We start from the raw sequence: 24,218 nt of genomic DNA on the forward strand, positions 1-24,218 counted from the left end.
ACATGTTTCTTTGTGTAGGGATGGAAAAGCTTTTTTGTTTTTATTCCACCGGAGACTGAGAAAAGGAGGCGGAAGGATTGGGAGTAAACGTACAGGTTAGAGAAGAAGTTAAACAGAAGCTAACAGGCAGTGGTGCAGACGTTCTGATTCAATCATTGAAAGGTCAGGGTGTAGAAATGATTTTTGGATATCCGGGGGGTGCGGTACTGCCAATTTACGATGCCTTGCACAAAAACCCGATACGCCATATATTGGCCCGACACGAGCAAGGCGCTATCCATGCAGCTGAGGGATATGCAAGAGTGTCAGGTAAACCAGGAGTGGTACTTGCCACATCAGGACCAGGTGCAACGAACTTGGTAACAGGAATAGCAGATGCCATGCTGGATTCCTTGCCGCTGGTCATCTTTACAGGGCAAGTTGCAACTTCAGTGATCGGAACCGATGCTTTTCAGGAAGCAGATATCATCGGCATTACACAGCCGATTACGAAGCACAATTATCAAGTGAAAAAAGTGGCGGATTTGCCAAGAATCATTAAAGAAGCATTTTACATTGCTTCTACCGGACGTCCAGGACCGGTTCTGGTTGATATCCCAAAAAATATTGCAACGGAATTATTCTTATCCAATAAAGAAGAAGAGGCACTCTACCTGCCAGGCTACCAGCCGACAACCAACCCGAATTTCCTGCAGATTCAAAAAGCTGCACAAGTATTGTCGCAGGCGAAAAAACCATTGATCTTAGCAGGAGCTGGGATACTTGCTGCCAAAGGAACAGAAGAGCTGAAGACTTTTGCGGAAAAGCACCAAATTCCGATCACCAATACATTATTGGGACTTGGAAGCATTTCCGGTGAGCACGAACTGTTCCTTGGAATGGCGGGGATGCACGGGACCTATACTGCAAATACAGCGATTTGCGATTGTGACGTGCTGCTGAACATCGGCGCACGATTCGATGATCGGCTGACCGGTAATCTTGCTCACTTCGCACCAAATGCACAAGTGATCCATATCGACATCGATCCAGCAGAAATCGGGAAAAACGTTCCAACGGCAATCCCGATCGTGGCAGATGCTAAAGAAGCGCTGCTTCAACTGCTCGATCAATCGTTTAGAAGTCCTGATACTGCTGAATGGCTTACGAAACTATCAGGCGACAAAACCGAGTATCCGCTTCAATATCACCTGAAAGGCCGTGAAGGTATTCTTCCGCAGCAGGCGGTTGAATTGATTCACCGTTTGACTGAAGGAAATGCGGTTGTAACCACTGACGTAGGACAGCACCAGATGTGGGCGGCTCAATATTATCGCTTTAACAATCCGCATAACTGGGTAACGTCAGGCGGCTTGGGGACAATGGGCTTTGGCTTCCCGGCAGCGATTGGTGCGCAATTGGCAAAACCTGAGGAACTGGTCATCTCCATTGTAGGAGATGCAGGTTTCCAAATGACGCTGCAAGAACTGTCCTTGCTTCAGGAACTGCGGCTTCCAGTGAAAATTGTCATCTTAAACAATCAAAGTCTGGGAATGGTAAGGCAGTGGCAGGAAACTTTCTATGAAGGGCGTTATTCCCAGTCATTGATTCCTGTGCAGCCTGATTTTGTGAAGTTGGCTGGAGCTTACGACATCAAAGGATATAAAGTGGAAACGATGGAAGAAGCAGAAGCGGTTTTCGCAGAAGCATTTAATTCAAACGAGCCAGTCTTGATCGATTGCCGAGTGGTGCAGTTGGAATCTGTTTATCCGATGGTTGCGCCAGGCACGGGCTTGAATGAAATGATCGGAGTGAAAGGCGAATGAAACGAGTCATTACAACAACGGTGATCAACCAAAGCGGAGTGCTTAACCGGGTGACAGGACTGCTGATGAAACGGCAGTTCAACATCGAAAGCATTTCGGTTGGGCACACCGAGCAGCCTGGCATGTCGAAAATGACGTTTGTGGTCAATGTAGAAGATAAGGGCAAGCTGGAGCAATTACTGAAACAACTTCAAAAGCAAATTGATGTCATTAAAGTAAACGATATTACCGATAAGGCGATGGTGATGAGGGAACTGGCGCTCGTCAAAGTGGTCGTCCCGCCGGCAGTCAGAAATGAGGTTCTGAGCATCGTTGAACCGTTTCGGGCAACGGTCGTTGATATGAGCAAGACTGTAACAACATTCCAAGTAACAGGCGATCCGGAAAAAATTGAAGCATTTATTGATCTGATGCGGCCTTATGGTGTGAAAGAGCTGACCCGAACCGGGGTATCCGCTTTTGTCAGAGAAACACAAAAAGCACAGGCACCGCAATTGAACATCCTATAAAACCCCAAACTCGAGGAGGAAATTAAAAATGGCTAAAATGTATTATAACCAAGACGTAAACGAACAGGTACTTAAAGGAAAGACGATCGCGGTGATCGGTTATGGTTCCCAAGGCCATGCACATGCTCAAAACTTAAAGGAATCCGGATTTGATGTAATCGTTGGCGTACGTCCAGGCAAATCATTCGATCAAGCTAAAAATGACGGCATGAAAGTGGCTACCGTAAAAGAAGCGGCAGAAGCGGCAGACGTGATCATGGTCTTAGTGCCGGATGAAAAACAGACGCAAATCTACAACGCAGAAATCAAACCTTCGTTGACAGCTGGAAAATCACTTGTTTTCGCCCATGGCTTTAACATTCACTTTAACCAGATTGTTGCTCCTGAAGATGTAGATGTCTTCTTAGTAGCTCCAAAAGGCCCTGGACATCTTGTCCGCCGCACGTACGAAGCGGGTGCTGGCGTTCCTGGATTGATCGCTATCCATCAAGACGTTTCAGGACAAGCTCAGGAAGTGGCACTTGCTTATGCCAAAGGAATCGGGGCTACACGCGCCGGCGTTTTGGAAACGACATTCAAAGAAGAAACGGAAACAGATCTATTCGGAGAACAGGCAGTCCTTTGCGGCGGTGTGACTTCATTGGTGAAAGCCGGGTTTGAAACATTAGTCGAGGCTGGTTACCAACCGGAACTTGCATATTTCGAATGCATGCACGAATTGAAATTGATCGTTGACCTAATGTACGAAGGCGGCTTGTCAGGAATGCGCTATTCAATTTCCGATACTGCCCAATGGGGAGATTTTGTTTCAGGACCGCGCATTGTGGATGCAGATACAAAAGCCCGCATGAAGGATGTATTGACGGATATCCAGACAGGGAAATTCGCAAAAGGCTGGTTGCTTGAAAATCAATTGAACCGTCCGGAATTCACAGCCATCGAAAAAGCGGAAGAATCTCATCAAATCGAACAAGTTGGACGTGAATTGCGTGCAATGATGCCATTCGTCAATGAAGGCAAAAAAACCAAACAAAAAGAGGTGGCTGCCAATGTCACAAATTGATATTTTCGATACGACATTACGGGACGGAGAACAGTCGGCCGGGATCAACTTGAATACAGCAGAGAAAATCGAAATCGCCCGCCAGCTTGAACGTCTGGGAGTGACGATTATCGAATCAGGGTTTCCTGCTTCATCTCCAGGTGACTTTGACGCTGTGCAGCGAATCGCAGGCACGGTAAAGAATTCCATCGTAACGGGACTGGCCCGTTCGATGCAAGGTGATATTGACCGGACATGGGAAGCGTTAAAAGGAGCGGAACAGCCGCATATTCATATCTTTTTGGCTACTTCACCCATCCATATGGAAACGAAACTATTCAAAACACCGGAGCAGGTTGTTGAACTGGCTGTGGAATCCGTAAAATATGCGCGCAAGTTCTTCCCGTTGGTCCAATGGTCAGCGGAAGATGCTTCCCGTTCAGATCCGGAATTCCTGGCTCACATTATCCGCAAAGTCATTGAAGCAGGTGCTACAACAATCAACCTGCCAGATACAGTCGGTTATGCAACGCCTCACGAATACGGTGCTATGTTCAAATATATGACCGAAAATGTAGCGGGAATCGAAAAAGTGAAGCTTTCTGCACATTGCCATAACGATTTGGGAATGGCGACAGCCAACACATTGGCCGCGATTGAAAATGGCGCAACTCAAATTGAGGGGACTATCAACGGTATCGGAGAACGCGCCGGTAACGTTGCACTCGAGGAAATTGCAGTCGCTTTGCACATCCGGAAACAGATCTTCAATATTGAAACGGGCATCAACCTTCAAGAGATCAAGCGCACTAGCCAGTTGGTCAGCCAGCTGACAGGCAGCCTGATCCAGCCGAATAAAGCCGTCGTCGGCAAAAATGCGTTTGCCCATGAATCCGGCATTCACCAGGATGGCATGCTGAAAAATCCGCTAACCTATGAAATCATTACACCGGAATTGATTGGTGATGTAGCGACGGAATTGGTGCTTGGCAAACATTCTGGACGCCATGCCTTTAAAGACCGCGCCGTCAAAATGGGCTTTGATTTACCTGAAGAGAAGCTGAACAATGCATTCATCGAGTTTAAGAAATTAGCTGACCGCAAGAAAGAAATTGTGGAAGATGATCTTTATGTATTGCTGACTGATCAGCAGATTCACGATACCGAAACCCCGGTTTACAGATTGGAAAGCGTGCAAGTGCAATACGGTACGGCAAACATTCCAACTGCTACGGCTTCTGCCTATCATCCTAATGGGGAGCTGATTAACGAAGCTGCGACTGGAGCCGGATCGGTTGAAGCGATCTTCAACACATTGGAACGGATTGTTGAAGGCAAAGTACACATTTTGGATTACCGTGTAACGTCCATCGGTAAAGGACGCGATGCCTTAGGCGAAGCAGTTATCAATATGAGCTATAACGGAGAAACGGTTACCGGCCGAGACGTTGCACAGGATGTTCTCGAAGCAACAGCAAAAGCGTATTTGAATGCAGTCAACCGCCAAATTGTCCAAGTAGGAAAGAAAGTACGAATGTCTGCGGTGTAATAAAGAACAGATTGAAAGAGGAGGAATTTAAAATGAAAAAAACAATAGCGGTATTGCCAGGAGACGGAATCGGACCAGAAGTAACAGATGCAGCGGTAAAGGTGCTGCAATCCATCGCAATGCGTTATGGACATACTTTTCATTTAAAGCACGCGGCAATCGGAGGTACTGCGGTTGATCAATTTGATAACCCGCTTCCTCAGCAAACCATTGACGTTTGTGATGCGAGCGACGCGATCCTCCTCGGTGCGGTCGGAGGAACGAAGTGGGACAGCAATCCGGCTCATCTGCGTCCGGAGAAAGGGCTTTTAAACATCCGGAAGCATTTCGATTTGTTCGCCAATATCCGCCCAGTTAAAGCAGTGCCTTCGTTGCTTGCTTCATCTCCTTTGAAGGAAGAAGTGGCGAAAGAAGTGGATATGGTCATCGTCCGCGAATTGACGAGCGGGTTATATTTCGGGGAACCGAAACGCCGGTCGGAAAAATCTGCAGTGGATACATTGGTTTACACGAGAGAGGAAATCGAGCGCATTGTTAATCAAGCGTTTGAAATCGCCCGTACACGCAGAGGCAAAGTGACATCAGTCGATAAAGCCAATGTATTGGAAACCAGCAAACTATGGCGCGAAGTTGTGGAAGAACGCAGAAAAGCCTATCCGGATATTGAAGTAGAGCATATGCTGGTCGATTCTGCAGCAATGAAACTGATCACCGATCCCCGCGCTTTCGACGTTGTAGTAACAGAGAACATGTTTGGCGATATCTTGAGTGATGAAGCTTCAGTCATCACCGGTTCACTTGGCATGCTGCCATCTGCCAGCATCCGTTCAGACGGTTTCGGCCTTTACGAACCCGTACATGGTTCTGCTCCGGATATCGCAGGACAAAACAAAGCGAATCCCTCTGCTGCCATCTTGTCCGCTGCCATGATGCTTAAGCATTCATTCGGCTTGCATACGGAAGCTGCAGCCATTGAAAAAGCTGTCATGGGCGTTTTGGAAGACGGGTATTGCACTGGAGATCTGGCTGGAGAAGGAAAACGCGTCATTTCGACTGATCGATTTGTAACAAAAGTTGTGGAAGAGCTGGAAAGAGAATTTGTATCAGAACACATCATGTATTCTTATGTGTAAGTGGAAGGAGCGGTTCGCATGGCAAAAACAATTATAGAAAAAATTTGGGAACAGCATATTGTCTTTGAAGAGCAAGGCAAGCCGGACCTGCTATATATCGATCTTCATTTATTGCATGAGGTGACATCTCCGCAAGCTTTTGAAGGGCTTCGGTTGAACGGACGCAAAGTCCGCCGGCCGGATCTTTGTTTTGCAACCATGGACCACAACGTGCCAACGCGAAACCGGGAAACCATCACGGATCCCATTTCGCGGAAGCAAATCAAGACCTTGCAGGACAATTGCGATGAGTTTGGTGTTCCGCTTGCGGGCATCAATCACCCGGACCAGGGAATCGTCCACGTCATCGGACCTGAATTGGGCTTGACGCAACCTGGCAAAACGATTGTCTGCGGCGACAGCCATACTTCGACGCATGGTGCTTTTGGCGCTTTGGCATTCGGCATCGGTACGAGTGAAGTGGAGCACGTCCTTTCCACTCAGACGCTATGGCAATCAAAGCCGAAAACGATGGAAGTGCGGATCGACGGCAAGCTGGGCTTTGGCGTTTCTTCCAAAGACGTCATCCTGGCGATCATTTCGAAGTTCGGCATCGATATGGGAACTGGGCATGTCATGGAATACACGGGAGAAGCCATCCGTGGATTGTCGATGGAAGAGCGCATGACCATCTGCAATATGTCGATTGAAGCTGGTGCACGTGCAGGCTTGATCAGTCCGGATGGAACGACGGTGGAGTATTTGAGAGGGCGCAGAAATGTACCTGAAGGTGAAGCCTTTGAAAAAGAAGCTGCCCGTTGGCTGGCGCTTGCAACAGACGAAGGCGCACAGTATGACACGTCAGTGACGATTCACGCAGATGAAATTTCTCCATTCGTTACATGGGGCACGAATCCTTCGATGGGTTCAGGCATTGCCGAGCGTGTTCCATCTGCTGCAGATTACGACAAGCAGTCGGATAAAGACGCTTTGAAGCAAGCTTTGGCTTATATGCACCTGGAAGAAGGCACACCGCTTTCTTCGATTGATATTCAGCATGTCTTTATCGGTTCCTGCACAAATGCCCGTCTTGGCGATTTGCGTGCAGCCAGTGAAATCATCAAAGGCAAAAGGGTGCATCCGTCCGTTACGGCGATTGTCGTTCCAGGATCTGAAACGGTCAAACGCGCTGCAGAACAGGAAGGGCTGGACCAAGTATTTCTTGAAGCTGGCTTTGAATGGCGCGAAACCGGATGCAGCATGTGTCTGGCGATGAATGAAGACTCTGTGCCTGCGGGCGAACGCTGTGCATCCACGTCCAACCGGAATTTTGAAGGACGGCAAGGAGCGGGATCGATGACGCATTTGGTAAGCCCTGTAATGGCAGCAGCAGCTGCAATTGAAGGCCACTTAACTGATGTTCGCAATTATATGAAAGAGCCTGTACCGTCCCTATGACAGACAGCAATGAGGAGGCCAAACGATGAAGCCGATCAATAAAATCTCAAGCGTCCTAACCCCGCTTGAACGCAAAAATGTAGATACGGACCAAATCATCTCAAAAGAGTTTCTAAAGCGCATTGAACGGACGGGATTCGGCAAGTATTTATTTTATCATTGGCGCTTTCATGCTGATGGTACGCCGGTGGAAGACTTTGTTTTGAATGACCCCCGATTCAACGGCTCCGAAATTTTGGTCGCACAAGAAAATTTCGGCTGCGGTTCTTCTCGTGAACATGCTCCGTGGGCGATTTTGGATTACGGATTCCGCGTAGTCATCGCTCCCAGCTATGCCGATATCTTCTATAATAACTGTGTGAAAAACGGCATCTTGCCAATCCGCTTAAAGGATGAAGAAGTCAATGAGCTGATCGACAAAGGGCAGCAGGAGGAATTCAAGTTGGAAATCAATTTGGAAGACCAGACTGTCTCGGCTCAGGACGGCACACGCTATGAGTTTGATATTGATCCATACTGGAAAGAAATGCTTTTGAAAGGCTGGGACGAGATTGCATTGACGTTCCAATACGATGCCTATATCGCGGCTTATGAAGAAAGAGCGCGCCGGGCATGATGTAGTGCAGAAAAATAACCTGATAAGTATTCATAAGAAGGCCCTTTGCGTAAACCGTAAAGGGTTTTTATTTTTGGACTTTTTTGTCTATAAACAAATCAGCAATAGGCTGTTGACAAGCATTTCACGGTTTGTTAATTTAAAGTGTGTACTTTAACGCTTTAGCAAACTAAAGGAGAGTTTATTTATGAATGCAGTTGTTGTCGCTGTCTTAGTCATGCTCGTATTGAGCTTATTGCGTGTGAATGTCGTCTTTGCTTTACTGATCGGCGCGCTTGCAGGCGGATTAAGCGGTGGATTATCATTTACCGATACATTAACATCATTTACCGACGGTTTAGGAGCAGGTGCGACCATTGCGCTCAGCTATGCCATGCTCGGAGGATTTGCCGTAGCGATTTCGCGCACGGGCATACCTGAGCTGCTTGTGTCTGGCGTCTTGAAGCTGGTTAATAAAGATGGGGAAGCCACGCGGGAAAATCTGGCGAAAGCTCTCATCATTATTGCGCTACTGGCAATGGCCATCTTTTCGCAAAACTTGATTCCGATCCATATCGCCTTTATTCCTTTATTGGTGCCGCCGATTTTGCATATCCTGAACGAACTGCGAATCGACCGCCGGCTCATTGCTGCTGTCCTGACGTTCGGTTTGACAGCTCCTTATATTCTATTGCCGTATGGCTTCGGCCTTATTTTTCATGAGATTGTCGCTACACAGATGGAACTCGCGGGCCTGACCATCGACATGGCGGATATCCCGAGAGCGATGGCGATTCCGGTCGCCGGCTTATTGGTCGGATTGATTATTGCGGTATTCGTCTCTTACCGCAAACCGAGAGAGTATCGTAAATCATCTTCTACTATAGAAGGAACTGTGAAAAAGACAGCGTCACTAAAAGATGTTATCGTGACGATCGTGGCATTGATTGCGGCATTAGTTGCCCAAATCCAGACAGACTCGATGATCATCGGCGCACTTGCCGGAATTCTTGTGCTATACGCTTTTGGTGCAATGAAGTGGCGCGAAGCTGATGACGTTCTCACAGAAGGCATGCGCATGATGGCATTCATTGGTTTTGTCATGATTACTGCCAATGGCTTTGCATCCGTCATACAGGCAACGGGAGCCGTCGAGCCGCTTGTTGAAAGCGTCTCTGATCTGTTTGCCGGCAACAAAGGTCTCGCAGCACTGGCGATGCTTATCGTCGGTTTGTTCGTAACGATGGGCATCGGCTCCTCGTTCGCAACGATTCCGATCATTGCTGCCATATTTGTGCCGCTGAGCCTGGAGTTTGAATTCTCAACAATGGCGATCATTGCCTTGATCGGTACGGCCGGCGCATTGGGTGATGCAGGATCGCCAGCTTCTGATTCGACGCTTGGTCCGACCGCCGGACTGAATGTTGATGGACAGCACAATCACATCTGGGACACCTGTGTCCCGACCTTCCTTCATTACAATATTCCTTTGGTGATTTTCGGCTGGGTTGCCGTCATGCTGCTGGGCTAAGCTCTAAATGTTCGGACTATTATCGTATGTCTTGATGTTCTAAAATATCCTGTTATACTAATAAAAGCGAATTGAAAAGAATTTCGTGGAAAGCCTTGCGGAATTCTTTTTTCTTTTGTATAATGGTGAATGTTGGTCTTTGACTGCGATGAAGCGAGAGGTTACCGATACACCCGGCCGCTTTGCCATGGCGAGTGATTGGAAAATTTTCGTGGAGAATGTCTATCAAAAATAGGCGAAAAGGAGGGAAAATAATGGCAAAACAAAAAATTCGTATCCGTTTAAAAGCATATGATCACAGAATTCTTGATCAGTCTGCCGAGAAAATTGTAGAAACCGCAAAACGTTCAGGTGCAAGCGTATCGGGTCCGATACCGTTGCCGACTGAAAGATCGGTCTACACAATCTTGCGTGCTGTCCATAAGTACAAAGATGCTCGTGAGCAATTTGAAATGCGCACACACAAACGTCTAATCGATATCGTTAACCCGACACCACAAACTGTCGATGCGTTGATGAAACTTGATTTACCGTCAGGCGTTGACATTGAAATTAAACTTTAATCGGTAAACGAAATAGAAAAACATAAAATAACCACAGGAGGTGTGACAACATGACCAAAGGAATCTTAGGTAGAAAAATCGGTATGACGCAAGTTTTTGCTGAGAACGGTGATTTAATCCCTGTAACTGTTATTGAAGCTGCTCCAAACGTAGTACTTCAAAAGAAAACAGTTGAGGTTGACGGCTACGAAGCAATCCAATTAGGTTTTGAAGACAAGCGCGAAAAGCTTTCAAACAAACCTTCTAAAGGACACGTAGCAAAAGCGAACACTGCTCCTAAGCGCTTCATTCGCGAACTTCGCAATGTAAACTTAGCTGATTACGAGATTGGTCAAGAAGTCAAAGTAGATGTATTCGCAGAAGGCGATGTAGTAGATGTCACAGGAACAACAAAAGGTAAAGGTTTCCAAGGTGTTATTAAACGCCACGGACAATCTCGCGGACCAATGAGTCACGGTTCACGTTACCACCGTCGTCCTGGTTCAATGGGTCCGGTTGCTCCTAACCGCGTATTCAAACAGAAGAAATTACCTGGTCAAATGGGTGGCACGACAATTACGATTCAAAACCTTTCCATCGTGAAAGTAGATCTTGAACGTAACCTGCTTCTTATTAAAGGTAATGTTCCTGGTTCTCGCAAAGCATTGATCCGTGTTAAAACGGCAATTAAAGCGAAATAATAATTTTTTAGAGAAAGGAGGAAACAAGAATGCCTAAAGTAGCTTTATTAAATCAAACAGGTTCACAAGTGGGCGACATCGAATTGAACGACTATGTATTCGGTATCGAACCAAATGAATCAGTGTTATTTGACGCAGTAGTGTCTCAACGCGCTTCACTTCGTCAAGGTAACCATAAAGTAAAAAATCGTTCTGAAGTAGCTGGTGGTGGTAAAAAGCCATGGCGTCAAAAAGGAACTGGACGTGCTCGTCAAGGGTCGATCCGTTCACCACAATGGCGCGGAGGCGGTGTCGTATTCGGACCAACTCCACGTAGCTATAGCTACAAACTTCCTAAGAAAGTACGTCGTTTAGCTCTACGTTCTGCACTTTCATCTGCAGTAATTGGAGAAAACCTGATGGTACTTGAAGGATTGACATTTGATGCACCGAAAACAAAATCTTTCAACCAGTTGATCCAAGATCTTTCAATTGGCAAAAAAGCTTTGTTCGTAACTGCTGACCTTGATGAGAACGTTGCAAAATCTGCACGTAACCTTCACGGAATGACAGTAGTAGCAGCAGATGGCATCAACGTTTTAGACTTGCTTGGACATGACAAAATTGTTATGACAAAAGCAGCGATTGAGAAAATTGAGGAGGTGCTTAGTTAATGGAAGCACGTGATGTAATTAAACGTCCAGTCATTACTGAGCAATCGTCTGAAGTAATGGCAGAGAAAAAGTACACTTTTGAAGTGGACACTCGCGCAAACAAAACACAAGTTAAACAAGCAGTGCAGGAGATCTTTGGCGTGAAAGTTGAGAAAGTCAACATCATGAACTACAAAGGCAAATTCAAGCGCATGGGCAAACACGCAGGATACACAAACAAACGCCGTAAAGCGATTGTTAAATTGACTGCTGAATCTAAAGACATCGAGCTATTCGAAATTTAATTTTTATAAGTTCTTAAAGGACTATTAAAGAAGGAGGGAAACAACGTGGGGATAAGAAAATATAAACCTACCACTAACGGTCGTCGTAACATGACGAGTTCAGATTTCGCTGAAATCACTACGAACAAACCTGAAAAATCGCTTTTACGACCAGTAAAGCGCAAGGGCGGCCGTAATAACCAAGGTAAAATAACTGTACGCCATCACGGTGGTGGACATAAACGCCAATACCGTGTTATCGATTTCAAACGTAACAAAGATGGCATTCCAGGACGCGTTGCTACAATTGAGTACGATCCTAACCGTTCTGCGAACATCGCATTGATTCATTACGCTGATGGTGAGAAACGTTACATCCTCGCTCCTAAAGGAGTCGAAGTTGGAACTCAACTTATGTCAGGTATTGAAGCAGACATCAAGGCGGGTAACGCTTTGCCGTTGTCAAACATCCCAATGGGTTCTACAATCCATAACATCGAATTGAAGCCAGGCGGCGGCGGACAACTAGTTCGTTCTGCAGGAACTTCAGCTCAAGTATTGGGTAAAGAAGGAAAATACGTAACAGTTCGTTTGCAATCAGGCGAAGTTCGCATGATCCTTGCTACTTGCCGCGCAACTATCGGGGCAGTAGGAAATGAGCAGCACGAATTGATCAACATTGGTAAAGCAGGACGTAACCGCTGGAAGGGCAATCGCCCAACAGTCCGCGGATCTGTAATGAACCCTAACGATCACCCACACGGTGGTGGTGAAGGACGTTCGCCAATCGGACGTAAATCACCAATGTCTCCTTGGGGTAAACCAACTCTTGGTTACAAAACACGCAAGAAAACGAACAAATCAGATAAATTTATCGTGCGTCGTCGTAAAAAATAATTTGATTCCGCTACGGTTCGCCAAAAGAACCGTGGTGCGATCACGAAGGGAGGATCCCACATGGGCCGCAGCTTGAAAAAAGGACCTTTTGTTGATGATCATCTTATGAAAAAAGTTGAAGCACAAAAGGACTCTGAGAAAAAACAAGTGATCAAAACTTGGTCTCGCCGTTCTACAATTTTCCCGACATTCATCGGACAAACAATCGCAGTATACGATGGTCGTAAGCACATCCCTGTATACGTGACTGAAGACATGGTGGGCCATAAACTAGGCGAATTCGCTCCAACACGCAAATACGCTAGTCATGGTGCAGACGATAAGAAAACAAGACGTTAATTGAGAGGAGGATTTCCCTATGCAAGCAAAAGCTGTCGCTAGAACAGTACGTATTGCTCCTCGTAAAGTCCGTTTAGTTGTAGATTTAATTCGAGGCAAGCAAATTGGCGAAGCTGTTGCGATTTTGAACCACACTCCGAAAGCAGCATCTATTGTTGTTGAGAAGTTATTGAAATCTGCAGCTGCTAACGCTGAACACAACTACGAAATGGATCTGAATGACTTGGTCATCAGTGAAGTATTCGTTGACGAAGGACCAACACTTAAACGTTTCCGTCCACGTGCAATGGGACGCGCAAGCGCGATTAATAAACGCACAAGCCACATCACACTAGTGGTATCTGACAAGAAGGAGGGGTAATTCGTGGGACAAAAAATACATCCAATTGGGATGCGTATCGGAATCATTCGTGATTGGGAATCCAAATGGTACGCTGAGAAAGATTATGCGACACTTCTTCACGAAGATATTAAAATCCGTGAATATGTTGAAGCACGTTTGAAAGAAGCTTCAGTTTCTAAAATTGAAATTGAGCGCGCTGCAAACCGTGTCAACGTAACTATTCACACTGCGAAACCAGGTATGGTAATCGGTAAAGGTGGATCTGAAGTAGAAGTACTTCGCAACCAACTTAACTCTATGACTGGCAAGCGTGTACACATCAACATTATTGAAATCAAAAGAGCTGACCTTGATGCAAGATTGGTTGCTGAAAGTGTTGCACGTCAATTGGAAAACCGAGTATCTTTCCGTCGTGCACAAAAACAAGCGATCCAACGCACTATGCGTTCTGGCGCTAAAGGAATCAAAACTCAAGTATCTGGACGTCTAGGCGGCGCTGACATTGCGCGTGCTGAACACTACAGTGAAGGTACTGTTCCGCTCCATACGCTTCGTGCCGATATCGATTATGCGCATGCTGAAGCAGACACAACTTACGGCAAGCTTGGCGTAAAAGTATGGATCTACCGCGGTGAAGTCCTTCCAACTAAGAAGAAATCTGAGGAAGGAGGCAAATAATATGTTAATGCCTAAACGCGTTAAATATCGTAGAGAGCACCGAGGCAAGATGCGCGGGGAAGCTAAAGGCGGTAAAGAAATCGCATTCGGCGAATTTGGTCTCCAAGCACTAGAATCATCTTGGATCACTAACCGTCAAATCGAAGCAGCACGTATTTCCATGACTCGTTACATGAAACGTGGCGGTAAAGTCTGGATCAAAATTTTCCCTCATAAACCATATACGAAAAAGCCTCTAGAGGTTCGTATGGGATCTGGTAAAGGTTCACCTGAAGGTTGGGTAGCCGTTGTCAAAACTGGTAAAATCATGTTCGAACTTGGTGGAGTATCTGAAGAAGTGGCACGCGAAGCATTGCGCCTAGCATCTCACAAACTTCCGATCAAAACGAAGTTCATCAAACGCGAAGAAATTGGTGGTGAATCGAATGAAAGCTAATGAAATCCGTGACTTAACCACTGCTGAGATTGAACAAAAAGTGAAATCACTGAAAGAAGAGCTTTTCAACCTTCGCTTCCAATTGGCTACTGGTCAATTAGAAAACACTGCTCGCATCCGCGAAGTACGTAAAGCGATTGCCCGTATGAAAACTGTGATTCACGAAAGAGTACTCAGTGGCAATAACTGATAAATCGAGAGGAGGTTTGCAAGTATGACTGAGCGTAACCAACGCAAAGTATACACAGGCCGTGTTGTGTCTGACAAAATGGACAAAACCGTTACAGTAATGGTTGAAACTCAAAAGAAGCACGCATTCTATGGCAAACGTGTAAAATACTCTAAGAAATATAAAGCTCATGATGAGCTAAACGAAGCGAAAATGGGCGACGTAGTTCGCATCATGGAAACTCGTCCGTTATCAGCTACAAAACGTTTCCGCGTATTGGAAATTGTAGAAAAAGCGGTTATCATTTAATTTAAATAATTTCGGAACCTAAGAAATTCCGGAGGGAGGTTACCTAAGTGATCCAACAGGAAAGTCGTTTAAAAGTTGCAGACAACTCGGGTGCTCGTGAAGTACTAACGATTAAAGTACTTGGTGGTTCTGGTCGCAAGACTGCAAACATCGGTGACGTAATCGTTTGTACCGTGAAAAAAGCAACACCAGGTGGCGTTGTTAAGAAGGGTGAAGTCGTTAAGGCTGTCATCGTTCGCACGAAAAGCGGAGCTCGCCGTAAAGACGGTACTTATATCAAATTTGATGAAAATGCATGTGTCATTATCCGTGACGACAAAGGTCCACGCGGAACTCGTATTTTCGGACCTGTTGCCCGCGAACTTCGCGATAACAGCTTCATGAAAATCGTATCACTTGCTCCTGAAGTTCTTTAATAAATCAATGTGCCATACCAAGGAGGTGCGACAGAATGCATGTTAAAAAAGGCGATACAGTTAAGGTAATCTCAGGCAAAGACAAAGGCAAAACAGGTGTTGTTTTGACTGCTTTACCTAAGAAAGACCGTGTGCTTGTTGAAGGTGTAAACATCATTAAAAAGCATACAAAACCGAACCAGGCAAGCCCACAAGGTGGAATTGTCAGCCAAGAAGCAGCAATTCACGTTTCTAACGTAATGTTACTTGACCCTAAATCCGGCGAGCCGACTCGTGTAGGATATAAGGTTGAAGATGGTAAAAAAGTTCGTGTTGCAAAAAAATCCGGCGAAAAATTAGATAAATAAAATTCCTGAATGAAGGGAGGTACACACATGAACCGCCTAAAAGAAAAATATGTGAATGAAATCACTCCTGCTCTAGTGAGCAAGTTTGAATATAAATCGGTAATGCAGGCACCTGAAGTAAACAAAATCGTCATCAACATGGGTGTAGGCGAAGCTGTTCAAAACACGAAGTCACTTGACTCTGCTGTTGAAGAATTACAAACGATCACTGGCCAAAAACCGGTTATTACTAAAGCTAAGAAATCTATCGCTGGCTTCCGTCTTCGTGAAGGTATGCCTATCGGATGTAAAGTTACACTACGCGGAGAGCGTATGTATGACTTCCTGGATAAATTGATTGCTATCTCACTTCCACGTGTACGTGACTTCCGTGGCGTATCGAACAAATCGTTCGACGGACGCGGTAACTATACACTTGGCGTGAAAGAACAGTTAATCTTCCCTGAAATCGATTATGATAAAGTGAACAAAGTACGCGGTATGGACATCGTAATTGTAACAACTGCGAACTCTGATGAAGAAGCTCGTGAGTTATTAACACAATTCGGAATGCCGTTCCAAAAGTAAACGTGAGGGAGGCGTAAACGTGGCTAAAAAATCTATGATCGCAAAACAAAAACGCACGCCAAAGTTTAAAGTACAAGAGTACACACGCTGTGAACGATGCGGACGTCCGCATTCAGTATTACGCAAATTTAAACTTTGCCGTATTTGTTTCCGTGAACTTGCATATGTGGGACAAATTCCTGGCGTCAAAAAAGCCAGCTGGTAATCCCCTAATTTGGGAAGGAGGTAAAAGTAATGACAATGACAGATCCGATTGCAGATATGCTGACACGCATTCGTAACGCAAACATGGTTCGTCACGAGAAATTAGAGCTTCCGGCTTCTAATGTGAAAAAAGACATCGCTGAAATCCTTAAGCGTGAAGGTTTCGTTCGTGACGTGGAATATGTTGAAGATGATAAACAAGGCATGATCCGTATTTTCCTTAAATATGGAGCAAACAACGAACGCGTTATTACTGGATTGAAACGCATTTCAAAACCAGGATTACGTGTTTACGCTAAAACTAATGAGGTGCCACGTGTACTAAACGGTCTTGGAATCGCTTTAGTCTCAACATCACAAGGTTTGGTAACTGATAAAGAAGCCCGCGCGAAACAAATCGGCGGAGAAATCATAGCATACGTTTGGTAATAAGCAACAAGCGAATGGAGGTGCAACAGAATGTCACGTGTAGGTAAAAAACCAATCGAGGTGCCTGCTAACGTTACCGTAACTCTTGGAGACAAGAATACCGTAACTGTTAAAGGCCCTAAAGGCGAGTTGACTCGCACATTTAACCAAGATATTACAATCGCACAAGAAGAAAACGTGCTAACATTGACACGTCCTTCAGATTCTAAAGATCACCGCACAAACCACGGTACAAGTCGTGCTTTGCTTGCGAACATGGTCACTGGAGTTTCAGAAGGATTCCAACGTTCACTTGAACTAGTTGGTGTCGGTTACCGTGCTCAATTGCAAGGACAAAAATTGGTTCTTAACGTTGGTTACTCTCACCCGGTAGAATTCACACCGGAAGAAGGAATTACAGTTGAAGTCCCAGCTAACACTAAAGTCATTGTTAAAGGCATTGACAAAGAACGTGTTGGAGCTCTTGCTTCGAACATCCGCGCAACGCGTCCACCAGAGCCGTATAAAGGCAAAGGTATTCGTTACGAAGGAGAAGCAGTTCGCCGCAAAGAAGGTAAAACAGGTAAATAATGCTGCTTAGGCAGGCTGAAAGGAGTGACCTCAGTGATTACGAAACTCGATAAAAACGCATCTCGTAAAAAACGTCATGCACGCGTACGTTCTAAAATTACGGGTACAGCACAACGCCCGCGTTTAAACGTATTCCGTTCAAATAAATACATTTACGCTCAATTGATCGACGATACTAATGGCGTTACACTTGCAAGTGCATCTTCTATGGAGAAAGATTTCTCAGTAGAATCAACTGGCAACGTGGAAGCGGCAGCTAAAGTCGGCGAAACAATCGCAAAACGCGCTACTGAAAACGGCTTGAAATCGGTTGTTTTCGACCGCGGTGGTTATTTATATCATGGACGCGTAAAAGCATTAGCAGAAGCTGCACGCGAAAATGGTTTACAATTTTAAAAAGAAGGAGGGACACATTTCATGAGTCGTATTGATCCAAACAAACTTGAACTTGAAGAACGCGTAGTTACAATCAATCGCGTAGCTAAAGTTGTAAAAGGTGGACGTCGTTTCCGTTTCTCCGCTTTAGTTGTTGTAGGCGACAGAAATGGCAATGTTGGTTTTGGTACTGGTAAAGCTCAAGAAGTTCCAGATGCTATCCGCAAAGCCATCGAAGATGCGAAGAAAAACCTTATTGAAGTACCAATGGTTAAGGGTACAACTCCACACTTAGTAATTGGTCGTTTTGGCGCAGGCCAAATCCTAATCAAACCTGCTTCTCCGGGTACTGGTGTAATTGCTGGCGGACCTGTTCGTGCGGTACTTGAATTAGCTGGAGTACAAGATATTTTATCTAAATCTCTAGGTTCAAGCACACCAATCAACATGGTACGTGCAACTATTAACGGTTTAACTCAATTGAAAAGTGCTGATGAAGTTGCAAAACTTCGCGGTAAATCAATAGAAGAACTGTTAGGATAGGAGGGAAAATCACATGGCAACTAAATTGGAAATTACCCTCACAAAATCTGTGATCGGTGCTAAACCGCCACAACGTAAAACTGTTCAATCATTGGGATTGCGCAAAATGCACCAAACTGTTGAGCACCAAGACAATGCAGCCGTTCGCGGAATGCTTGATAAAGTCGCTCACTTAGTAACTATCAAAGAAGTTTAATTACGGATTTCTATAGAAGGAGGTGCCAACCAAATGAAACTTCATGAATTAAAACCGGCAGAAGGTTCACGCAGCTCAAGAAAGCGTATCGGACGCGGTATCGGTTCAGGTACTGGTAAAACAGCAGGTAAAGGTCATAAAGGTCAAAACGCGCGTTCAGGCGGCGGTGTTCGCCCTGGATTCGAAGGTGGTCAAAATCCTTTGTTCCGTCGTTTGCCAAAACGTGGATTTACCAACATTAACCGTAAAGACTATGCAGTCGTAAACATTGAAGTGTTAAATCGTTTCGACGAAGGCACAGAAGTTACACCTGCATTGTTGATTGAAACAGGTATTGTGAGCAATGAACGTTCTGGAATCAAAATTCTCGGCAATGGTAGCTTAGAAAAGAAATTGACAGTAAAAGCTCACAAATTCTCTGGATCAGCTAAAGAAGCGATTGAAGCTGCCGGCGGACAAACCGAGGTGGTTTAATGTTTCAGACAATCTCTAATTTTATGCGCGTGACTGATATTCGAAATAAAATATTCTTTACATTACTGATGCTCATCATTTTCCGTATTGGAACTTTTGTTCCAGTACCGAATGTTGATGCTTCGGTTTTGCAAGCTACTGACCAGATGGGTCTGGTCGGATTCTTAAATACTTTCGGTGGAGGTGCCCTAGCTAATTTTTCGATTTTAGCGATGGGAATTATGCCATACATTACAGCGTCAATCATCGTGCAATTATTGCAGATGGATGTTGTACCGAAATTTGCAGAGTGGGCGAAACAAGGAGAAGTCGGAAGACGGAAACTTGCTCAATTCACTCGCTACTTCACAATCGTTCTTGCCTTTATTCAAGCAATCGGTATGTCTTATGGATTTAACCAAATGTACGGCGGTTCTTTAATCCAAAACGATACGATTTCAACATATGTTGTCATCGCCATTGTATTGACTGCGGGTACGGCGTTTCTACTGTGGCTTGGTGAGCAGATTACGGCAAAAGGTGTGGGGAACGGTATTTCGATTATCATCTTCGCAGGGATTGTCGCTGCAGTACCAGGCGCTGTAAACCAATTGTATGCACAGCAGATCCAAGGAGCTGGAGATCAGCTTCCGGTGAATATTGCCATTATGGCATTGCTTGCATTAGCTGTTGTTGCCATTACGGTTTTGGTCATTTACGTTCAACAAGCGTTGCGTAAAATACCGATTCAGTATGCAAAACGAGTTGCTGGCCGTGGCCAGACAACAAGTGGGCAGCAAACGCATTTACCTTTGAAAGTGAACGCGGCCGGAGTTATCCCGGTAATCTTTGCAGTAGCGTTTATCATTACGCCGCAAACCATTGCTTCTTTCTTTGGTGCCAACGCGTTTACAGAAGCGATTCAGAATACGTTTGATTATACGCGTCCTGTCGGCATGATCATTTATGTCGCTTTGATCGTAGCATTCACGTACTTCTACGCATTTATTCAGGTTAATCCTGAAAACGTGTCGGATAACTTGAAAAAGCAAGGCGCATATATTCCGGGAATCCGTCCGGGTAAAAATACGCAGGATTATTTAACAAGTGTGTTATACCGATTGACCTTCGTCGGTGCCATTTTCCTAGCGGTCATTGCCATTCTACCGATTTTCTTCATCAACATTGCGAATTTACCGCAATCGGCGCAAATCGGCGGAACAAGTCTTTTGATTGTTGTTGGGGTAGCACTTGAAACGATGAAGCAGTTGGAATCTCAGCTTGTAAAACGTCATTATAAAGGCTTTATGAAATAATCAGTAGGATCTAGAGGGACGTGAGAGCGTCTCTTGTCCAATTGTTTGAGGGGGAAAACGTATGAATATCGTATTAATGGGTCTACCGGGTGCCGGAAAAGGTACTCAAGCAGACGAAATTGTTAAGAAGTACGACATCCCTCATATTTCTACAGGTGACATGTTCCGAGCTGCTATAAAAGGTGGAACGGAGCTGGGCTTGAAAGCAAAATCATTCATGGATCAAGGTGCTCTAGTGCCTGATGAAGTGACTATCGGCATCGTCCGGGAACGACTAAGCGAAAAGGATTGTGAAGAAGGCTTCTTATTAGATGGCTTTCCACGTACAGTTCCTCAAGCGGAAGCGTTGGAATCTCTTCTGGCCGATCTTGATAAGCGAATCGAGCATGTCGTAAATATCCAAGTCGAACAAGATGAATTAATTGCACGTTTAACAGGCCGATGGATCTGTAAAGTTTGTGGAACTGCTTACCATACTGTGTTTAACCCGCCGGCAACAGCTGGAGTGTGCGACAAAGATGGTGGAGAGCTCTACCAGCGTGAAGATGATAAGCCTGAGACCGTCACTAAACGTTTAGAAGTAAATATGCAACAAACACAGCCGCTTCTTGATTTCTATGAAAGCAAAAACGTGCTGCAAAACATAGATGGACAGCAGGACATCCAAAAAGTATTTGCTGACATTGATGCTCTTCTAAAGGGCGACCGAGGCTAATCCCCGGCGCCGGGCGCAGTTAGTTGCCTCCATGTGGCTTTAAGGAGCACCGGAGATATGAATTTTCAATTTTCGAGAGCTGCAAAAGCAAACAAGACTCAGGATATGAAAGTTGATGCAAAACGCACTTTAGTGCAATTGCGCATCGAAACTAGTATAATGAGTTTCGTGGAAGCATCTGTGTAACGGGTTTGGAACTCATCCAAAGCAGTCCGGGCAGTCGAGGATACATGAGACAGACTGGCTTTGCCGGATTAACCCCGGCCCGCTTATTTGCGGGACTCGGAGAATGTCTTTCGAATGTCACTCATGCATTTCTTGTGAATGAATGTACTATTACTATTCAATCAGCAAATACTGTTTGAAGATGAGAACCTGATTTGTATACAGAAGGGAGACTGGGTCGATGGCGAAAGACGATGTAATTGAAATCGAAGGAACTGTCGTTGAGACTTTGCCTAACGCGATGTTTAAAGTGGAATTGGAAAACGGCCATACGATTCTTGCGCACGTATCAGGCAAGATTCGCATGCATTTCATCCGCATTCTGCCAGGAGATAAAGTGACAGTGGAACTTTCTCCTTACGATTTAACACGCGGTCGTATCACATACCGTTTTAAATAATCTTTTGCACTCCGGACTACTAAGGAGGTTGGGTTAGATGAAAGTGAGACCATCTGTAAAACCGATCTGTGAAAAATGTAAAGTTATTCGCAGAAACGGTAAAGTAATGGTAATCTGTGAAAATCCGAAACACAAACAAAGACAAGGCTAATTTGAAGGAGGTGCATCGCACACATGGCACGTATTGCTGGTGTTGACATTCCGCGCGACAAACGCGTTGTTATTTCATTAACATACATTTTCGGTGTTGGTAAAACAACTGCACAGAAAGTTCTTTCTGCTGCTGGTATCTCTGAAGAGACACGCGTTCGTGATCTTACAGAAGACGAGTTGAACAATATCCGTGAACAATTAGATCAATACAAAATCGAAGGTGACCTACGCCGTGAAGTTTCAATGAACATCAAACGCTTGATGGAAATTGCTAGCTTCCGAGGGATCCGCCATCGTCGTGGACTACCTGTTCGCGGTCAAAATACGAAGAACAATGCGCGTACGCGTAAAGGTCCTCGTAAAACTGTAGCTAACAAGAAAAAATAATCAGTAAAGGAGGTTTCTTCTTAACATGGCACGTAAACAACAAACTCGTAAGCGTCGTGTGAAAAAGAATATCGAATCTGGTATTGCTCACATCCGCTCAACATTCAATAACACAATCGTTACTATCACTGATATGCAGGGCAACGCTGTTTCATGGTCAAGTGCAGGGGCTCTAGGATTTAGAGGTTCACGTAAATCTACTCCTTTCGCTGCTCAAATGGCTGCTGAAACTGCTGCTAAAACATCAATCGAACACGGTCTTAAAACTCTAGAAGTTACAGTTAAAGGTCCTGGTTCAGGTCGTGAAGCTGCAATCCGTGCACTTCAAGCTGCCGGACTAGAAGTTACAGCTATTAAAGATGTAACTCCTGTACCTCACAACGGTTGCCGTCCGCCAAAACGCCGTCGCGTATAATCGTTAATCTGAATGGGATTTTTGAACATCACGACTTACTGGATGGGTTCTGAATCGTAGCGAAAGTCTGTGACTATCGAATTCTTTGATGAAGCGAAAAAAAACCGACGTTTTGAAGGAGGGTAAACTGAATGCTCGAAATAGAAAAACCAAAGATTGAAACGGTTGAGATCGACAGCAATGCCAAATTCGGTAAATTTGTTGTTGAACCTCTTGAGCGTGGATATGGAACCACTTTAGGAAACTCCTTACGTCGAATCTTACTTTCATCTTTACCTGGCGCAGCTGTTACTTCAATTCAAATTGATGGCGTACTGCATGAATTCTCCACTGTTGAAGGTGTAGAAGAAGATGTAGCAACCATTATTCTGAATATCAAGAAGCTGGCTTTGAAAATTTACTCTGACGAAGAAAAAGTCATTGAAATTGATGTAAAAGGTGATGGAACGGTTACGGCTGCAGATATCACGCACGACAGTGACGTGGAAATTCTGAATCCGGATCTATATATTGCAACAATCGCTAAAAATGGCCACTTGCGTATGCGCATGTATGCGAACAGAGGCCGTGGATATGCCCGTGCAGATCAGAACAAACGTGAAGATCTTCCGATCGGCGTTATCCCGATTGACTCTATTTACACTCCAGTTTCACGCGTTAATTTCCAAGTGGAAAACACTCGTGTGGGTCAACTGGCTCATTTCGACAAATTATCTCTTGATGTATGGACAGATGGCAGCATTGGTCCAAAAGAGGCAATTGCGCTTGGCGCAAAGATTTTTACTGAGCATTTAAATATCTTCGTGGGATTAACAGATGAGGCACAAACTGCTGAAATCATGGTTGAAAAAGAAGAAGACCAAAAAGAAAAAGTATTAGAGATGACTATCGAAGAACTTGATCTTTCGGTTCGATCTTACAACTGCTTAAAACGTGCGGGTATCAACACGGTACACGAACTGGCAAGCAAGTCGGAAGACGACATGATGAAAGTACGCAACCTCGGACGCAAATCACTTGAAGAAGTTAAAGTGAAGTTGGAAGATTTAGGACTTGGGCTTCGTAAAGAAGACTGAGTGTTGAGATCGGATCCGAACTATTCAACAAAGGAGGGAAACTTCAATGAGAAAGCTTCAACGTACAAGTTCTCAACGTAAAGCACTATTACGTGACCTTACAACAGACTTAATCGTACATGAACGCATTCAAACGACTGAAGCTCGTGCGAAAGAAGTGCGTTCGACTGTAGAAAAAATGATTACGCTTGGTAAACGTGGAGATCTTCACGCTCGCCGTAAAGCAGCAGCATGGATGCGCCGTGAGTTGGTAACAACTGCAGACGCTGAAGGCAACGAAACAACAACTTATGCTTTGCAGAAATTGTTTGATGATGTTGCACCACGTTACGCTGACCGTCAAGGCGGTTACACTCGCATTATGAAAATGGGGCCTCGTCGCGGAGATGGCGCACCTATCGTTATTATCGAATTGGTTTAATCAATCGAAGGGGGTCAATAGCCCTCTTCTTTTAGCATTATGATTTATACGACAATATGAAAAGCTGAGTGTTATGATG

Annotated in this window: 36 protein-coding genes and 1 pseudogene; all 37 read left to right on the plus strand. The window is 45.0% G+C overall.

The genetic code is table 11. The features are described 5' to 3' along the window. Nucleotides 1–77 precede the first annotated feature (77 nt). A complete protein-coding gene (gene ilvB / locus GJB59_RS14340) occupies nt 78–1,805 on the plus strand; it encodes a biosynthetic-type acetolactate synthase large subunit (RefSeq protein WP_142830526.1) in 1,728 nt (575 codons plus the stop codon). Then, on the plus strand, nt 1,802–2,314 hold the full coding sequence (gene ilvN, locus GJB59_RS14345) for an acetolactate synthase small subunit (RefSeq protein WP_142830528.1): 513 nt from the start codon (nt 1,802–1,804) through the stop codon (nt 2,312–2,314). Before ilvB ends, ilvN begins: the two co-directional genes overlap by 4 nt. Nucleotides 2,315–2,336: 22 nt before the next feature. Further along, nucleotides 2,337–3,377, plus strand: a pseudogene (gene ilvC, locus GJB59_RS14350) (ketol-acid reductoisomerase); the annotation flags it as partial. Next, nucleotides 3,364–4,905 carry a 2-isopropylmalate synthase gene (locus GJB59_RS14355; RefSeq protein WP_142830532.1) on the plus strand — a complete coding sequence of 514 codons (1,542 nt, stop codon included), beginning with the start codon at nt 3,364–3,366 and terminating at the stop codon, nt 4,903–4,905. The pseudogene ilvC and the gene GJB59_RS14355, both read left to right, overlap by 14 nt. 32 nt (nt 4,906–4,937) lie before the next feature. Next, nucleotides 4,938–6,038 (plus strand): 3-isopropylmalate dehydrogenase, encoded by a 1,101-nt coding sequence (leuB, locus tag GJB59_RS14360; protein WP_142830534.1) that lies wholly within the window; start codon nt 4,938–4,940, stop codon nt 6,036–6,038. 18 nt (nt 6,039–6,056) lie between these two features. Beyond that, the gene (leuC, locus tag GJB59_RS14365; protein WP_142830537.1) at nt 6,057–7,475 is read left to right on the plus strand and encodes a 3-isopropylmalate dehydratase large subunit; all 1,419 of its coding nucleotides are present in this window, start codon (nt 6,057–6,059) and stop codon (nt 7,473–7,475) included. Between the two features lie 25 nt (nt 7,476–7,500). Next, the gene (leuD, locus tag GJB59_RS14370) at nt 7,501–8,091 is read left to right on the plus strand and encodes a 3-isopropylmalate dehydratase small subunit (protein ID WP_142830539.1); all 591 of its coding nucleotides are present in this window, start codon (nt 7,501–7,503) and stop codon (nt 8,089–8,091) included. 187 nt (nt 8,092–8,278) lie between these two features. Continuing rightward, entirely contained in the window at nt 8,279–9,601 is a 1,323-nt protein-coding gene (locus tag GJB59_RS14375) for a Na+/H+ antiporter family protein (RefSeq protein ID WP_142830541.1), read from the plus strand. A gap of 254 nt (nt 9,602–9,855) precedes the next feature. Next, the gene (gene rpsJ / locus GJB59_RS14380; RefSeq protein WP_006828927.1) at nt 9,856–10,164 is read left to right on the plus strand and encodes a 30S ribosomal protein S10; all 309 of its coding nucleotides are present in this window, start codon (nt 9,856–9,858) and stop codon (nt 10,162–10,164) included. A gap of 50 nt (nt 10,165–10,214) precedes the next feature. After that, nucleotides 10,215–10,844, plus strand: coding sequence for a 50S ribosomal protein L3 (gene rplC, locus GJB59_RS14385; protein ID WP_142830543.1), 630 nt, complete (start codon nt 10,215–10,217; stop codon nt 10,842–10,844). 29 nt (nt 10,845–10,873) lie between these two features. Next, nucleotides 10,874–11,497 carry a 50S ribosomal protein L4 gene (gene rplD / locus GJB59_RS14390; RefSeq protein WP_142830545.1) on the plus strand — a complete coding sequence of 208 codons (624 nt, stop codon included), beginning with the start codon at nt 10,874–10,876 and terminating at the stop codon, nt 11,495–11,497. Continuing rightward, the gene (rplW, locus tag GJB59_RS14395) at nt 11,497–11,781 is read left to right on the plus strand and encodes a 50S ribosomal protein L23 (protein ID WP_006828930.1); all 285 of its coding nucleotides are present in this window, start codon (nt 11,497–11,499) and stop codon (nt 11,779–11,781) included. The genes rplD and rplW overlap by 1 nt, the downstream gene beginning before the upstream one ends. 45 nt (nt 11,782–11,826) lie before the next feature. Beyond that, nucleotides 11,827–12,657 carry a 50S ribosomal protein L2 gene (gene rplB, locus GJB59_RS14400; protein ID WP_142830547.1) on the plus strand — a complete coding sequence of 277 codons (831 nt, stop codon included), beginning with the start codon at nt 11,827–11,829 and terminating at the stop codon, nt 12,655–12,657. A 60-nt stretch (nt 12,658–12,717) separates the two neighbouring features. After that, nucleotides 12,718–12,996: a 30S ribosomal protein S19 gene (rpsS, locus tag GJB59_RS14405; protein WP_006828932.1), complete on the plus strand. Its 279-nt coding sequence runs from the start codon at nt 12,718–12,720 to the stop codon at nt 12,994–12,996. A 19-nt stretch (nt 12,997–13,015) separates the two neighbouring features. Beyond that, nucleotides 13,016–13,357, plus strand: a complete 342-nt coding sequence (gene rplV / locus GJB59_RS14410) for a 50S ribosomal protein L22 (RefSeq protein ID WP_006828933.1) — start codon at nt 13,016–13,018, stop codon at nt 13,355–13,357. Nucleotides 13,358–13,360: 3 nt separating this feature from the next. Further along, nucleotides 13,361–14,017 (plus strand): 30S ribosomal protein S3, encoded by a 657-nt coding sequence (gene rpsC / locus GJB59_RS14415; protein ID WP_049694551.1) that lies wholly within the window; start codon nt 13,361–13,363, stop codon nt 14,015–14,017. 1 nt (nt 14,018) lies between these two features. Then, the gene (gene rplP, locus GJB59_RS14420; RefSeq protein ID WP_142830549.1) at nt 14,019–14,453 is read left to right on the plus strand and encodes a 50S ribosomal protein L16; all 435 of its coding nucleotides are present in this window, start codon (nt 14,019–14,021) and stop codon (nt 14,451–14,453) included. Then, a complete protein-coding gene (gene rpmC, locus GJB59_RS14425; RefSeq protein ID WP_006828936.1) occupies nt 14,443–14,643 on the plus strand; it encodes a 50S ribosomal protein L29 in 201 nt (66 codons plus the stop codon). Before rplP ends, rpmC begins: the two co-directional genes overlap by 11 nt. A gap of 24 nt (nt 14,644–14,667) precedes the next feature. Further along, a complete protein-coding gene (rpsQ, locus tag GJB59_RS14430) occupies nt 14,668–14,931 on the plus strand; it encodes a 30S ribosomal protein S17 (protein ID WP_008432511.1) in 264 nt (87 codons plus the stop codon). Between the two features lie 47 nt (nt 14,932–14,978). Further along, nucleotides 14,979–15,347 (plus strand): 50S ribosomal protein L14, encoded by a 369-nt coding sequence (gene rplN, locus GJB59_RS14435; protein ID WP_006828938.1) that lies wholly within the window; start codon nt 14,979–14,981, stop codon nt 15,345–15,347. Nucleotides 15,348–15,382: 35 nt separating this feature from the next. Continuing rightward, complete coding sequence (gene rplX / locus GJB59_RS14440; protein ID WP_142830551.1) at nt 15,383–15,694, plus strand: 50S ribosomal protein L24; 312 nt, start codon at nt 15,383–15,385, stop codon at nt 15,692–15,694. Nucleotides 15,695–15,721: 27 nt separating this feature from the next. After that, the gene (rplE, locus tag GJB59_RS14445) at nt 15,722–16,261 is read left to right on the plus strand and encodes a 50S ribosomal protein L5 (RefSeq protein ID WP_142830553.1); all 540 of its coding nucleotides are present in this window, start codon (nt 15,722–15,724) and stop codon (nt 16,259–16,261) included. Nucleotides 16,262–16,280: 19 nt separating this feature from the next. Beyond that, nucleotides 16,281–16,466 carry a 30S ribosomal protein S14 gene (gene rpsN, locus GJB59_RS14450; protein ID WP_006828941.1) on the plus strand — a complete coding sequence of 62 codons (186 nt, stop codon included), beginning with the start codon at nt 16,281–16,283 and terminating at the stop codon, nt 16,464–16,466. Between the two features lie 29 nt (nt 16,467–16,495). After that, entirely contained in the window at nt 16,496–16,894 is a 399-nt protein-coding gene (gene rpsH / locus GJB59_RS14455; protein WP_006828942.1) for a 30S ribosomal protein S8, read from the plus strand. A 30-nt stretch (nt 16,895–16,924) separates the two neighbouring features. Beyond that, on the plus strand, nt 16,925–17,464 hold the full coding sequence (rplF, locus tag GJB59_RS14460) for a 50S ribosomal protein L6 (RefSeq protein ID WP_142830556.1): 540 nt from the start codon (nt 16,925–16,927) through the stop codon (nt 17,462–17,464). A 33-nt stretch (nt 17,465–17,497) separates the two neighbouring features. Continuing rightward, nucleotides 17,498–17,860: a 50S ribosomal protein L18 gene (rplR, locus tag GJB59_RS14465; RefSeq protein ID WP_142830558.1), complete on the plus strand. Its 363-nt coding sequence runs from the start codon at nt 17,498–17,500 to the stop codon at nt 17,858–17,860. Between the two features lie 21 nt (nt 17,861–17,881). Continuing rightward, a complete protein-coding gene (rpsE, locus tag GJB59_RS14470) occupies nt 17,882–18,382 on the plus strand; it encodes a 30S ribosomal protein S5 (protein WP_142830560.1) in 501 nt (166 codons plus the stop codon). Nucleotides 18,383–18,395: 13 nt separating this feature from the next. Further along, nucleotides 18,396–18,578 (plus strand): 50S ribosomal protein L30, encoded by a 183-nt coding sequence (gene rpmD, locus GJB59_RS14475; RefSeq protein ID WP_006828946.1) that lies wholly within the window; start codon nt 18,396–18,398, stop codon nt 18,576–18,578. 33 nt (nt 18,579–18,611) lie between these two features. Then, nucleotides 18,612–19,052 (plus strand): 50S ribosomal protein L15, encoded by a 441-nt coding sequence (gene rplO, locus GJB59_RS14480; RefSeq protein ID WP_142830562.1) that lies wholly within the window; start codon nt 18,612–18,614, stop codon nt 19,050–19,052. After that, nucleotides 19,052–20,347, plus strand: a complete 1,296-nt coding sequence (gene secY, locus GJB59_RS14485; protein ID WP_142830564.1) for a preprotein translocase subunit SecY — start codon at nt 19,052–19,054, stop codon at nt 20,345–20,347. Before rplO ends, secY begins: the two co-directional genes overlap by 1 nt. 61 nt (nt 20,348–20,408) lie before the next feature. Next, nucleotides 20,409–21,062: an adenylate kinase gene (locus GJB59_RS14490; RefSeq protein WP_142830565.1), complete on the plus strand. Its 654-nt coding sequence runs from the start codon at nt 20,409–20,411 to the stop codon at nt 21,060–21,062. A 406-nt stretch (nt 21,063–21,468) separates the two neighbouring features. Continuing rightward, nucleotides 21,469–21,687, plus strand: coding sequence for a translation initiation factor IF-1 (gene infA, locus GJB59_RS14495; protein ID WP_006828950.1), 219 nt, complete (start codon nt 21,469–21,471; stop codon nt 21,685–21,687). A 37-nt stretch (nt 21,688–21,724) separates the two neighbouring features. After that, nucleotides 21,725–21,838, plus strand: coding sequence for a 50S ribosomal protein L36 (gene rpmJ / locus GJB59_RS14500; protein ID WP_006828951.1), 114 nt, complete (start codon nt 21,725–21,727; stop codon nt 21,836–21,838). Between the two features lie 23 nt (nt 21,839–21,861). Further along, a complete protein-coding gene (rpsM, locus tag GJB59_RS14505; protein WP_006828952.1) occupies nt 21,862–22,227 on the plus strand; it encodes a 30S ribosomal protein S13 in 366 nt (121 codons plus the stop codon). Nucleotides 22,228–22,252: 25 nt separating this feature from the next. Next, complete coding sequence (gene rpsK / locus GJB59_RS14510; RefSeq protein ID WP_006828953.1) at nt 22,253–22,642, plus strand: 30S ribosomal protein S11; 390 nt, start codon at nt 22,253–22,255, stop codon at nt 22,640–22,642. A 131-nt stretch (nt 22,643–22,773) separates the two neighbouring features. After that, on the plus strand, nt 22,774–23,718 hold the full coding sequence (locus GJB59_RS14515; RefSeq protein ID WP_142830567.1) for a DNA-directed RNA polymerase subunit alpha: 945 nt from the start codon (nt 22,774–22,776) through the stop codon (nt 23,716–23,718). A 46-nt stretch (nt 23,719–23,764) separates the two neighbouring features. Beyond that, the gene (gene rplQ / locus GJB59_RS14520; protein WP_008432531.1) at nt 23,765–24,139 is read left to right on the plus strand and encodes a 50S ribosomal protein L17; all 375 of its coding nucleotides are present in this window, start codon (nt 23,765–23,767) and stop codon (nt 24,137–24,139) included. Nucleotides 24,140–24,218 lie beyond the last annotated feature (79 nt).

Origin of the sequence: Planococcus soli, from assembly GCF_016881065.1 — a bacterium.
Taxonomy (GTDB): Bacteria; Bacillota; Bacilli; order Bacillales_A; family Planococcaceae; genus Planococcus; species Planococcus soli.

Coding starts and splice junctions, on each gene's coding strand:
- secY (WP_142830564.1), top strand. CDS start 19,052: ATGTTTCAGACAATCTCTAATTTTATGCGCGTGACTGATATTCGAAAT.
- GJB59_RS14355 (WP_142830532.1), top strand. CDS start 3,364: ATGTCACAAATTGATATTTTCGATACGACATTACGGGACGGAGAACAG.
- rpsQ (WP_008432511.1), top strand. CDS start 14,668: ATGACTGAGCGTAACCAACGCAAAGTATACACAGGCCGTGTTGTGTCT.
- rpsS (WP_006828932.1), top strand. CDS start 12,718: ATGGGCCGCAGCTTGAAAAAAGGACCTTTTGTTGATGATCATCTTATG.
- GJB59_RS14375 (WP_142830541.1), top strand. CDS start 8,279: ATGAATGCAGTTGTTGTCGCTGTCTTAGTCATGCTCGTATTGAGCTTA.
- rpsJ (WP_006828927.1), top strand. CDS start 9,856: ATGGCAAAACAAAAAATTCGTATCCGTTTAAAAGCATATGATCACAGA.
- rplO (WP_142830562.1), top strand. CDS start 18,612: ATGAAACTTCATGAATTAAAACCGGCAGAAGGTTCACGCAGCTCAAGA.
- rpsH (WP_006828942.1), top strand. CDS start 16,496: ATGACAATGACAGATCCGATTGCAGATATGCTGACACGCATTCGTAAC.
- rpmJ (WP_006828951.1), top strand. CDS start 21,725: ATGAAAGTGAGACCATCTGTAAAACCGATCTGTGAAAAATGTAAAGTT.
- rpsM (WP_006828952.1), top strand. CDS start 21,862: ATGGCACGTATTGCTGGTGTTGACATTCCGCGCGACAAACGCGTTGTT.
- rpsK (WP_006828953.1), top strand. CDS start 22,253: ATGGCACGTAAACAACAAACTCGTAAGCGTCGTGTGAAAAAGAATATC.
- GJB59_RS14490 (WP_142830565.1), top strand. CDS start 20,409: ATGAATATCGTATTAATGGGTCTACCGGGTGCCGGAAAAGGTACTCAA.
- infA (WP_006828950.1), top strand. CDS start 21,469: ATGGCGAAAGACGATGTAATTGAAATCGAAGGAACTGTCGTTGAGACT.
- leuB (WP_142830534.1), top strand. CDS start 4,938: ATGAAAAAAACAATAGCGGTATTGCCAGGAGACGGAATCGGACCAGAA.
- rpmC (WP_006828936.1), top strand. CDS start 14,443: ATGAAAGCTAATGAAATCCGTGACTTAACCACTGCTGAGATTGAACAA.
- rplQ (WP_008432531.1), top strand. CDS start 23,765: ATGAGAAAGCTTCAACGTACAAGTTCTCAACGTAAAGCACTATTACGT.
- rplW (WP_006828930.1), top strand. CDS start 11,497: ATGGAAGCACGTGATGTAATTAAACGTCCAGTCATTACTGAGCAATCG.
- leuC (WP_142830537.1), top strand. CDS start 6,057: ATGGCAAAAACAATTATAGAAAAAATTTGGGAACAGCATATTGTCTTT.
- rplD (WP_142830545.1), top strand. CDS start 10,874: ATGCCTAAAGTAGCTTTATTAAATCAAACAGGTTCACAAGTGGGCGAC.
- rpmD (WP_006828946.1), top strand. CDS start 18,396: ATGGCAACTAAATTGGAAATTACCCTCACAAAATCTGTGATCGGTGCT.
- rplC (WP_142830543.1), top strand. CDS start 10,215: ATGACCAAAGGAATCTTAGGTAGAAAAATCGGTATGACGCAAGTTTTT.
- rplV (WP_006828933.1), top strand. CDS start 13,016: ATGCAAGCAAAAGCTGTCGCTAGAACAGTACGTATTGCTCCTCGTAAA.
- ilvN (WP_142830528.1), top strand. CDS start 1,802: ATGAAACGAGTCATTACAACAACGGTGATCAACCAAAGCGGAGTGCTT.
- rplE (WP_142830553.1), top strand. CDS start 15,722: ATGAACCGCCTAAAAGAAAAATATGTGAATGAAATCACTCCTGCTCTA.
- GJB59_RS14515 (WP_142830567.1), top strand. CDS start 22,774: ATGCTCGAAATAGAAAAACCAAAGATTGAAACGGTTGAGATCGACAGC.
- rplP (WP_142830549.1), top strand. CDS start 14,019: ATGTTAATGCCTAAACGCGTTAAATATCGTAGAGAGCACCGAGGCAAG.
- rplF (WP_142830556.1), top strand. CDS start 16,925: ATGTCACGTGTAGGTAAAAAACCAATCGAGGTGCCTGCTAACGTTACC.
- rplX (WP_142830551.1), top strand. CDS start 15,383: ATGCATGTTAAAAAAGGCGATACAGTTAAGGTAATCTCAGGCAAAGAC.
- rpsE (WP_142830560.1), top strand. CDS start 17,882: ATGAGTCGTATTGATCCAAACAAACTTGAACTTGAAGAACGCGTAGTT.
- leuD (WP_142830539.1), top strand. CDS start 7,501: ATGAAGCCGATCAATAAAATCTCAAGCGTCCTAACCCCGCTTGAACGC.